The sequence below is a fragment of the Streptococcus sp. WM07 genome, from assembly GCF_004570525.1.
GTDB lineage: Bacteria > Bacillota > Bacilli > Lactobacillales > Streptococcaceae > Streptococcus.
Genome location: NZ_SPPZ01000054.1, coordinates 1 through 10488, shown reverse-complemented (window position 1 = coordinate 10488; position 10488 = coordinate 1). Strand labels below are relative to the sequence as shown.

Below are 10488 nucleotides of genomic sequence, written 5' to 3'. Positions count from 1 at the left end.
TAAGGAGTGCCTCTAAACCTCCTTCTAGATAACGGTTCAATAAGTTTCGTACAGTTTGATGAACAAAACCTACTGATTTAGCTACTGCTGTTAAATTCTGACATTCAGAGTAGAGAATGAGAGCTTGAATTTTCCTATGGTGCTGTGCATTCTTTTTATCTTTCAGGGCTTGCTTCAATTCGCTAATTTGATATTCATTTAGTGCGACTTTCATACCTTATAGTATACAGCTATTTTTGTTTTTTGTTAAGTATAAATCCGTCCCCACTTTGGCTAGGTTAGACGGATTTAATCTGTAAAACGAGCCACCGTCTTAAACGGTTCTACTAAGGGTAGTTGTTGACGCAACTATCCTTTTTCCTTTCTATTATATCTATTATTGAACTGTAGTGCAAGTTCTATTTGTAGATATTAACAAAAAATCCTAGTGTAGAAACTAGGATTTTTCTTCTCATCTGTGACTTGTCTTTCAAGTGAATTTCGAAAAAGGTTGCCATAAAACTGAATCTCAATGTAATGTAGTGAAATTCATGTTTTCAGAAAGCTTGATTTATAAGGCTTTCCAGCACCTATTGACATGTATTGATACCCTATTTCACCTCAGTAAAGATTACGTGTTTACGCAATTTTGGTGAGTATTTTTTCAATTGAAGACGGTCTGGTGTGTTGCGTTTGTTTTTAGAAGTAAGGTACAAGCGTTCACCAGATTCTTTGTGTTCAAGTGTGATATTTACGCGCATGAGTGCTCCCTTCTATTCTTATTCAGCTGCTTGAGCTTTAGCGATTTTACGTCCTTTGTAGTATCCTTTAAGAGATACACGGTGTGAACGTGAGTAGTCACCAGTTGTAGCATCGAATTGAACAGATGGTGCTGTCAATTTGTAGTGTGTACGACGTTTGTTTTTCTTCGCTTTTGATGTGCGACGTGCAGGTACTGCCATTTCTTTATTTCCTCCAATAGAATATTCTTTGACGATTCGTCAACTTTAAAAGAATAACACAAATGAATTGTAAAGTAAAGTTACTTGACAACTTTTTTCAAAAAAGATTTGTCAGTGATCCTAGCATTAAGATTTGCGACGTTTGGTTTTAACGGCTCCAAGGGTTACCAACAAACCGAATCCCATTGCTGTTAGAGCGGCTGATTCTTGAGCAGATGTGTTTGGTAAGCGGTTAGGTTGGAAAGATTCATTCTTCTTAGATTGTGAAGCTAGTGCCGTTGTATTTCGGTTGCTTTGATGACTTAATGGTGTGATCTTCTCTGATGGTTTTTTGACTTCCTCTTGTTTCTCTTTGAGCTTTTCTAGGTCAAGAACTGGTTTGTTTTCAGTCTTAGTTCCGTCGCCATGTTGTTTCTCTTTGAGTTTTTCTGGGTCAAGAGCCGGTTTGTTTTCAGCCGTAGTTCCGTCGCCATGTTGTTTCTCTTTGAGTTTTTCTGGGTCAAGAACTGGCTTGTTTTCAGCCGTAGTTCCATCTCCATGTTGTTTCTCTTTGAGTTTTTCTAGATCGAACTCAGGTTTTAGTTCTGTCTTTATGCCTTCCCCATGTTTGTGAAGTTTAAGTTTTTCTAGGTCGAACTCAGGTTTTAGTTCTGTCTTTACGCCTTCCCCATGTTTGTGAAGTTTAAGTTTTTCTAGGTCGAACTCAGGTTTCAGCTCTGTCTTTATGCTTTCCCCATGTTGCTGAAGTTTAAGTTTTTCTAGGTCAAACTCAGGCTTCAGTTCTGTCTTTATACCATCCCCATGTTGCTGAAGCTTGAGTTTTTCTAGGTCAAACTCAGGTTTTAGTTCTGTCTTTATACCATCCCCATGTTTGTGAAGTTTAAGTTTTTCTAGGTCAAACTCAGGTTTTAGTTCTGTCTTTATACCATCCCCATGTTTGTGAAGTTTAAGTTTTTCTAGGTCGAATTCAGGTTTTAGTTCTGTCTTTATACCATCCCCATGTTTGTGAAGTTTAAGTTTTTCTAGGTCGAACTCAGGTTTCAGTTCGGTTTTTATACCATCCCCATGTTTGTGAAGTTTAAGTTTTTCTAGGTCGAACTCAGGTTTTAGTTCTGTCTTTATACCATCCCCATGTTTGTGAAGTTTAAGTTTCTCTAGGTCGAACTCAGGTTTCAGTTCGGTTTTTATACCATCTCCATGTTTGTGAAGTTTAAGTTTTTCTAGGTCGAACTCAGGTTTTAGTTCGGTTTTTATACCATCCCCATGTTTGTGAAGTTTAAGTTTTTCTAGGTCAAACTCAGGTTTTAGTTCGGTTTTTATACCATCCCCATGTTTGTGAAGTTTAAGTTTTTCTAGGTCGAACTCAGGTTTTAGTTCGGTTTTTATACCATCCCCATGTTTGTGAAGTTTAAGTTTTTCTAGGTCGAACTCAGGTTTCAGTTCGGTTTTTATACCATCTCCATGTTTGTGAAGTTTAAGTTTTTCTAGGTCGAACTCAGGTTTCAGTTCTGTCTTTATACCATCCCCATGTTTGTGAAGTTTAAGTTTTTCTAGGTCAAACTCAGGTTTTAGTTCGGTTTTTATACCATCCCCATGTTTGTGAAGTTTAAGTTTTTCTAGGTCGAACTCAGGTTTTAGTTCTGTCTTTATACCATCCCCATGTTGTTTTTTCCGGAGATCCAGTTGTAGTAATAGTGGATCATGGTCAGAGGCTCTGCCGTGGTTGGTCATAAAGATGGAGTTTACGTGTACCATGTCAAACTCGTAACGGTCGAGGAGATTGTTGGAGATGACGATATTATCAAGGGATTGGTTGTTTCCTTGATAGAAGTAGGAGAAGCGATCGGCTAGATCATGGCGACTGACCAAATTGGACATGATGTCTCCAGAGATGATGTCTAGCGTTTTGGTGAATTCGTAGTCATTATAGTCTCCGAGCATAGCAACGTTTAAATCGGCATTTTGCTTCATTCCCTCGGAGATGAATTGATGGATGATGTTAGCCATTTGGTGGCGTTGTGTTTCGGATTTAAAGCTGACTGGTTGAACTTTTCCGAATAGTCCATTATCTCCACGTTTTGAATTTAAGTGAACGGCAACTACATTGATCTTTTGATCGTTAAATTGAAATTCTGCAATGATTGGTTTACGGGAGTTTTTCCAGGCTGCATTGGTTGGATCGATGCGGGCAATACTGTGTTTTAATTCTCCGTTTTCCCAAGCTGCGGGCGTTGTGGCATCTCCTTTTGGTTTATCCGATAAAGATACGCGTTCAGAATTGTAAAGGAATCCTGTGCGGATATTGGATCCAGGAGCACCGCCATCCATGTTGTTTTCGGGTTCAATGTCAATGTATTGATAAGTCGGTCCTCCTTCGGCTTTGATGGCTTCAATTAAGCGACGAGCACTTTGGCTAGCATCAACTGTACCATCATCGGTCGTACCATTGTTGTCTTGAACCTCAATAAGGGTAATGATGTCTGGAGAGTTTAAGTCGTGGACAAAAGATTTAGCAATGCGTTTGACTTTGGCATTGTTGGTTGTTTTGTTATTGGCTGAGAAATTTTCAATATTATAAGAGGCGATGGTGAGCTTATTTGGATCTTTGATAATCGTTGTAACTTCAGGTTTTATACCACCATCTGTGACCGCTGGGGAATTGGCAACGGTAGCTAGTAATTTATAATTGGTATAACCGTAGGAGATTGGACCGTAAATGCGTCCTTGGAAGGAGTCACCTGTTTTGGTGACTAGATTTTTATCAAACAGTACCGCAATTTTCTCGGGATGGGTATTGTCTGCTTCTAAGGTCAGACCTCCGACCTTGTTCATCGGTCCAGTATAATTCCCTGGAACGACATAGATTTCTTTGTTGGATTGCGGACCAAGCACTTTAGCGTTGTCAATTCCGACAAGCATTCCTTCTAGTGATTCCCAAAAATCAAGGCCGTCTGTATCTGGATCAAATGATGAAAAAGCATCGTCTTCAATAATTTTTGTTGGGGCGATGCGATCAATGCCGAGAAGAATTGGTGCAGGTACAGTGGCTGTACCCTCTTTGACAACAGATGTTGCTGCAATTTGGGTGGTGGTCAAATCGGTTTGTGCTTTTTCGCTATAACCAGCTCCAAGATATTCAACCACTTTTCCTGTCACGGTTACGCGATCTCCAACAGCTACTTGATGGTTTGTTAGGAAAACGTTGATTCCATCGGATGTTTTAGGATTGCCATCGGGTACGATATCCTGTACATAGAAATGATTCTTGTTGGCAACGTAAGTTACGACCACATCTTTAACAGTCACTGTTTGATTTTCGAGAGGGGATGTGTGACTTTCTCCCTGGATTTCTCCGATGGAGATACTTTTTTCTGTTGGAGGGAGTGCTGTCCCTTTTTTAACCACTTCGAATTGATTTTCCAAGAATGGTTTTAATTGGTTTTTACCTCTATATGTGGATAAAATGGCAGTGATGTTGATGGTGTCATTTTCTGAAATCAGATTGGTTAAAATGGCATTGGTAATACCTGTACGGCTATCCACACGGACGGCAACGGTTTGGCCATTGAGGTCGCTGATGTTAAAAGTTGATGTTCCATTTTTATCGCTAGAGATGGAACCAACTGTCACATTTTTTAAGGTTACGAGAGTAGACTGGAGTTTATCAGTTAAGCCTTCAACCGTTGTGACAGTTGGTTCAGGAACAGGGATGTCAGCGACTTTGGTAAGATTAGCCACCTTGGTTAGTTGCAGTTCACCATTGAAGTCGCCCAAGGTCCCCTCTAATTGGACGGTGTCTCCCATGGTTACATCTTGCTTTTTGCCGGGATAAACGTAGAGGCCATCGCCAGCGGTATCTTGGATGTAGAAGCCATTTCCACCCCAAGCGTTGACTTTACTGATGACTTTACCAGCGACCGTGAGGGTCTGCCCTTTTTCACTCTCCCGTGCTTGTTCTAGGGAAGTCGTTGAGGTGTTAGAGTCGATTGCAACTGCCTCGAGCGGCTGATCTGCAATGGGAGCTTCGATTGATTCCGTTGGAGTTTCTGATAAATCCGAACGATTGCTGTTCGGTTGATTGGTATCCGTTTGTAGAGTTTCAGTTGTAGGGGTTAAACCATCAGCCGAGACATGCTCCTGAGCTAGTGTAGTCGATAAGACAAATGGTGCTAGCAGAAGAGAAGCTCTTAACATATACTTATAAACAGCCTTTTTTTCCATGGGTATCTCCTATTGTTTGATATTTTTATTGTATCAGAAAGACTGTGATAAACCAACTATAATCCGAATATTTCAAGAGTATAGAGAGTTGATAGTTCGGCTGTATTTACTTGAAAGTAGGATAAGCGGAACTCGTTGGACTACTCTCAAGTAAGATGATGAAGTGGGGGATAGAACTTTCGTAGAGGGGGGATTTGTGCTAAAATTGTACTAATGTAACAAAAGGAAAAGGAACGTTATGAAACTACAGAAACCAAAAGGAACACAGGATATTCTGCCTGGCGAGTCTCGAAAATGGCAATTTGTGGAAGCCCGGGCTCGGGAAATCTTTGGACGCTACCGGTTTGAAGAAATTCGAACGCCACTCTTTGAGCACTATGAAGTTATTAGTCGGTCTGTTGGAGATACTACCGATATCGTCAGTAAAGAAATGTATGATTTCTACGATAAGGGAGATCGACACATTACATTAAGACCGGAAGGGACTGCCCCAGTTGTACGTTCTTATGTAGAGAATAAGCTGTTTGCACCCGAAGTGCAAAAGCCAGTAAAGCTTTTTTACATGGGATCTATGTTCCGTTATGAGCGGCCGCAAGCGGGTCGTTTGCGGGAGTTCCACCAAATCGGGGTTGAAGCTTTTGGGTCTAGCAATCCTGCTACCGATGTGGAAGTTATCGCGATGGCGGCAGCTTTCTTCCAAGAGCTTGGTTTACAGGGGATTCGCTTGCACTTGAATAGTTTGGGAACTCCAGAGTCTCGAGCAGCCTATCGTCAGGCCTTAATTGATTATCTGTTACCGCATAAGGAATCGTTATCGGCAGATAGCCAACGACGTCTGGAAGAGAATCCACTGCGAGTATTGGATTCTAAAGAGGAAGCTGACCAAGAGGTTGTAGAAGGGGCACCTTCTATTTTGGACTATTTAGATTCGGAGAGTCAGGAACACTTGGATCAAGTGCAGAAACTCTTGGATGCTTTGGGTATTGATTATGTCATGGATTCGAGGATGGTACGTGGTTTAGATTACTACAATCACACGATTTTTGAATTTATTACAGAAGTCAATGGATCCGATTTGACGGTCTGTGCGGGTGGTCGTTACGACGGTTTGGTATCTTACTTCGGTGGTCCAGAGACACCAGGCTTTGGTTTCGGTCTTGGAGTCGAACGTTTATTGCTCTTATTGGAGGAGCAAGAAGTTGAGCTTCCAGGTTTGCCAGCCTTGGACGTATATGTAGCTACCTTAGGTGTTGAAGTCAATGAAGCTGCGACCCTTTTGGTTCAGTCCTTGCGTCGCCAAGGTTTGACAGCGGAGCGAGAGTATTTGAATCGTAAGCTAAAGGCTCAGTTTAAGGCTGCAGATCAATTCCAGGCTAAGGTTTTGCTGACTCTAGGGGGATCCGAGTTGGAGTCTGGTTCTGTTGTCTTGAAGAATAATAAAACGAGAGAACAGTTGGAAGTATCCATGCGGGACTTAGAGCAGAATGCACCAGCGATTCTGGCTCAGGTAATGGCACTAGGAAATGAGTAAGGACATGCAAAAGAGGCTTTTAGGGGTGGTTATTCAGGCAGTTGTGGTGGCTTTGGTCATTGGCTGTGTGTGTGCCCTTGTTCGGAATGACTTTTTTTACCGCCATTTGGCCCTAATTTTTGGCTTTTTGGCTGGATTAGCTCATTTTATAACGGGCACTGTTATTCAAACTTTACATGAAATAAATCAAACAGAGAAAGAGGAATAGGTTGATGGAACGTTCGATGTATGCGGGGCGTGTGCGCTCGGAGCAAATTGGTCAGACGCTAACTTTAAAAGGTTGGGTTGGTCGTCGTCGGGACTTGGGAGGCTTGATCTTTATTGACTTGCGGGACCGGGAAGGATTGATGCAGTTGGTTATCAATCCAGAATTGGTGGATGCATCTGTGATGCAGGCGGCTGAAAGTTTACGGTCTGAGTATGTGATTGAGGTGACTGGGGAAATCTTGGCGCGTGAGCAGGCTAATGATCAGTTGCCAACAGGACAGGTGGAGATGCAGGTGGAGCAGTTGACTATTTTGAATACTGCTAAAACAACACCTTTTGAGATCAAGGATGGTATTGAGGTAAATGATGATACCCGTTTGCGTTACCGTTACCTTGATTTGCGTCGTCCAGAGATGCTGGCCAACTTTAAACTTCGGGCACAGGTTACCCACAGTATCCGGAACTACTTGGATGAGCACGAGTTTATCGATGTGGAGACCCCTTTCTTGGCTAAGTCTACTCCAGAAGGGGCTCGGGATTATTTGGTTCCAAGTCGGGTGCACGAGGGACATTTCTATGCCTTGCCTCAAAGTCCACAAATCACCAAGCAGCTCTTGATGAATGCTGGATTTGACCGCTATTATCAAATCGTGAAATGTTTCCGTGATGAGGATCTACGCGGAGATCGTCAGCCAGAGTTTACACAGGTAGATTTGGAAACTTCCTTCCTATCTGAGCAAGAAATTCAGGATTTGGTAGAAGGCATGATTGCCAAGGTTATGAAAGATACTATGGGCATTGAAGTAAGCCTACCTTTCCCACGAATGAAATATGATGAAGCGATGCGTCTATACGGTGTGGACAAGCCGGATACTCGTTTTGAGATGCTGCTGGAAGATTTAACGGAGCTTGTGTCTGACGTTGAATTTAAGGTCTTTGCAGAGGCTCCAGCTGTTAAGGCCATTGTTGTACGCGGAGCTGCTGATCAATATTCGCGTAAAGACATCGATAAATTGACCGAAGTTGCCAAGCAATATGGTGCTAAGGGTCTAGCATGGATCAAGTATGTGGATGGTGCTCTTACAGGTCCGGTTGCTAAATTCTTGGTTAGTCATGAAGAGAAATTAGTTTCTCATCTTGCTTTAGGTGAGCAGGACTTGATTCTGTTTGTTGCGGACGAAATGGAAGTGGCGAATGCTACTCTAGGGGCGCTGCGCGTGCGCTTAGGAAAAGAGCTGGGACTTATCGACGAGAGTCGATTTGATTTCCTCTGGGTTGTAGACTGGCCGATGTTTGAATGGTCTGAGGAAGAAGGCCGCTATATGAGTGCCCACCACCCATTCACACTACCACAAATGGATACTGCAACTGAACTCGAGGGTGATCTCAGCAAGGTGAAAGCCATTGCTTATGATATTGTCTTGAATGGTTATGAATTGGGTGGCGGAAGTCTTCGGATTAACCAGAGAGAGCTACAAGAACGGATGTTTAAAGCTCTTGGCTTCAGTCAAGAAGAAGCAGAGGAACAGTTTGGTTTCCTCTTAGAAGCTATGGATTATGGCTTCCCTCCACATGGAGGATTGGCAATCGGCTTGGATCGTTTTGTCATGCTTCTAGCTGGCCAAGATAATATTCGAGAAGTTATTGCCTTTCCGAAAAACAACAAGGCCACAGACCCTATGACTCAGGCACCGAGTCCGGTGGCTTTGAGCCAATTGGAAGAACTGAGTCTACGGGTTCAAGGGGATGAAAAGGAATAAATATTACCGTGCTTTTCGGTTTTGGTTGGATGAACTAGGGAGGCGTTTCCACTTTATCAAGCTCTTGCAGAACATTTCGCGTGAGAAGTATGATGAGAAATTATCGGCAGCAGTCTTATATGGAATCTTGTCCGCTATTGCAATCAACTTCTTTTATCAGCCCGGACATGTCTATTCTGCAGGGGCAACAGGGTTGGCACAGATTCTTCAAGCTCAGTTGGCCAATCATCTAGGAGTTAATCTGCAGTTATCCCTAATTTACTATGCGATTAATATTCCTTTGATGATTCTAGCCTGGTATCAGATTGGTCAAAAGTTTACGATCCTTACCTTCATAACGGTTAGTTTTTCGAGTCTGTTTATGGAGTGGATTCCAGATTTGACCTTGACCGCTGATCCTATTATCAATGCCCTTTTCGGAGGTGTTCTGATGGGCTTGGGAATTGGTTTGGCCCTGCGGGCCAATATCTCCAGCGGTGGGATGGATGTCTTGATTCTGACTATCCGCAAGCGGACGGGTCGGCAGGTCGGTAACTTGTCCCTGGCTTTGAACGGTGGAATTATTCTTTTAGCCGGTCTTTCCTTTGGTTGGACCTACGCCTTTTATTCTTTGGTGACTCTCTTTGTTTCTACACGGGTTACCGATTTGGTTTTTACCAAGCAGAGAAAAATGCAGGCCATGATTGTGACCAGTTGTCCGGAGCGGGTGATTAAGGAAATTCATGCGAAATTGGAGCGGGGAGTGACCATTTTGAATGATGCTGAGGGAGCCTATGAGCATGAGCGGAAGGCTGTGCTCATTACAATCAATCATTACCCGGGCAGAATACCATGAGTTTAAGTGGATTATGCGGGAAACAGATCCTAAGGCTTTTGTGACGATCGCAGATAATGTGCACGTTCTAGGACGTTTTGTTGAATTTTAAAAAATGAGACCAGCGAAAATATTTTTCGTTAGGTCTCTTTTTTTATTTTCTCCCAAATTATTCATACATAACTAAAAAACTTCCAGAATCGCTGATACATCATGGTTTCTGGAAGTTTTTGATTTTCACCCATTAGGTGAGACTTTTGACTGGACAAAAAAGGATTTCCCCTTTATGATATAAGCGCAAACCATATCAAAATAGAAAGGAAACCCATATGTTCAGTCTAACAAATTACAATTCTAAAAACAACACTTTTTCTTTTGATGGTGGAAATCTAACGAATTACGGAGGATTACTTCTCTTTAAAGTACTTTTTGACCTCCTAAATCTGAAAGATTTAATGTAAGCGCCCAATAACAGAGTATATTGACAAAACTCCAAGATTATAAGCAGATTGCTTTTAATCTTGGAGTTTTCTTTATCTACAATTCTCTTGGATTTTTGGAGCCCATGGTAAATAAGCCTCTCGAACCTCTTTTTTTACGAGAGTCTCCTCGTTTGGCAAATGTTCTAGAAGATAAGCTATATATTTTTCACTATCAAGTTGATGGACTTTGGCTGTCTCAAGCAGGGTCATGATAATAGCACTTGACTCTGCTCCCTCTAAACTTTGGGAGAATAGCCAATTCTTACGTCCCATAACCAAGGATTTAATAGCCCTCTCAGCCAGATTATTAGAGAGAACTAGACGTCCATCTTCCAATACAGTCTTGAATGTGGACTCATAATCCAAACTGTATTTAAGAGCACGGCCTAACTTAGACTCTGGTAAGACATACTGCTCCCGACACCAATCAAAGAATTCTTCCATCAAGGGACGGAGCTCTTCTTGTCGTTTTTGATGTCTGATTTCTGGTTCTAGCTCCTCCCACTGTCTTTCTAAAAGAAACATCCTATCG

At 42.2% G+C, this 10488-nt stretch carries 9 protein-coding genes and 1 pseudogene; 5 read left to right on the top strand and 5 right to left on the bottom strand.

The window, feature by feature from the left end; all coding sequences use genetic code 11:
- The 4 genes from E4T71_RS07005 to E4T71_RS06990 all read right to left on the bottom strand — a co-directional run.
- Nucleotides 1–214: helix-turn-helix domain-containing protein (locus tag E4T71_RS07005; protein WP_135038421.1), on the bottom strand; the 214-nt coding region annotated here is incomplete at its 3' end.
- A gap of 376 nt (nucleotides 215–590) precedes the next feature.
- Nucleotides 591–740: a 50S ribosomal protein L33 gene (rpmG, locus tag E4T71_RS07000; protein ID WP_002262412.1), complete on the bottom strand. Its 150-nt coding sequence runs from the start codon at nucleotides 738–740 to the stop codon at nucleotides 591–593.
- A gap of 18 nt (nucleotides 741–758) precedes the next feature.
- Nucleotides 759–941, bottom strand: coding sequence for a 50S ribosomal protein L32 (gene rpmF / locus E4T71_RS06995; RefSeq protein ID WP_135038419.1), 183 nt, complete (start codon nucleotides 939–941; stop codon nucleotides 759–761).
- A gap of 126 nt (nucleotides 942–1067) precedes the next feature.
- Entirely contained in the window at nucleotides 1068–5162 is a 4095-nt protein-coding gene (locus tag E4T71_RS06990) for an LPXTG cell wall anchor domain-containing protein (protein ID WP_135038417.1), read from the bottom strand.
- A 238-nt stretch (nucleotides 5163–5400) separates the two neighbouring features.
- Here E4T71_RS06990 and hisS point away from each other — a divergent pair, with 238 nt between their 5' ends.
- The 5 genes and pseudogenes from hisS (at nucleotide 5401) to E4T71_RS10500 (ending at nucleotide 9935) form a co-directional block, all read left to right on the top strand.
- On the top strand, nucleotides 5401–6693 hold the full coding sequence (gene hisS / locus E4T71_RS06985; RefSeq protein ID WP_135038415.1) for a histidine--tRNA ligase: 1293 nt from the start codon (nucleotides 5401–5403) through the stop codon (nucleotides 6691–6693).
- Between the two features lie 4 nt (nucleotides 6694–6697).
- Nucleotides 6698–6901 (top strand): hypothetical protein, encoded by a 204-nt coding sequence (locus E4T71_RS06980; RefSeq protein ID WP_135038413.1) that lies wholly within the window; start codon nucleotides 6698–6700, stop codon nucleotides 6899–6901.
- Between the two features lie 4 nt (nucleotides 6902–6905).
- Nucleotides 6906–8660 (top strand): aspartate--tRNA ligase, encoded by a 1755-nt coding sequence (gene aspS, locus E4T71_RS06975; protein WP_135038411.1) that lies wholly within the window; start codon nucleotides 6906–6908, stop codon nucleotides 8658–8660.
- A pseudogene (locus E4T71_RS06970) lies at nucleotides 8647–9586 on the top strand (YitT family protein). The gene aspS and the pseudogene E4T71_RS06970 overlap by 14 nt, the downstream one beginning before the upstream one ends.
- A 217-nt stretch (nucleotides 9587–9803) precedes the next feature.
- Nucleotides 9804–9935, top strand: a complete 132-nt coding sequence (locus tag E4T71_RS10500; protein WP_265588435.1) for a hypothetical protein — start codon at nucleotides 9804–9806, stop codon at nucleotides 9933–9935.
- Nucleotides 9936–10007: 72 nt separating this feature from the next.
- Here the strand turns inward: E4T71_RS10500 and E4T71_RS06965 are convergent.
- A partial coding sequence (locus tag E4T71_RS06965; protein ID WP_135038409.1) for a transposase occupies nucleotides 10008–10488 on the bottom strand: 481 nt, incomplete at its 5' end.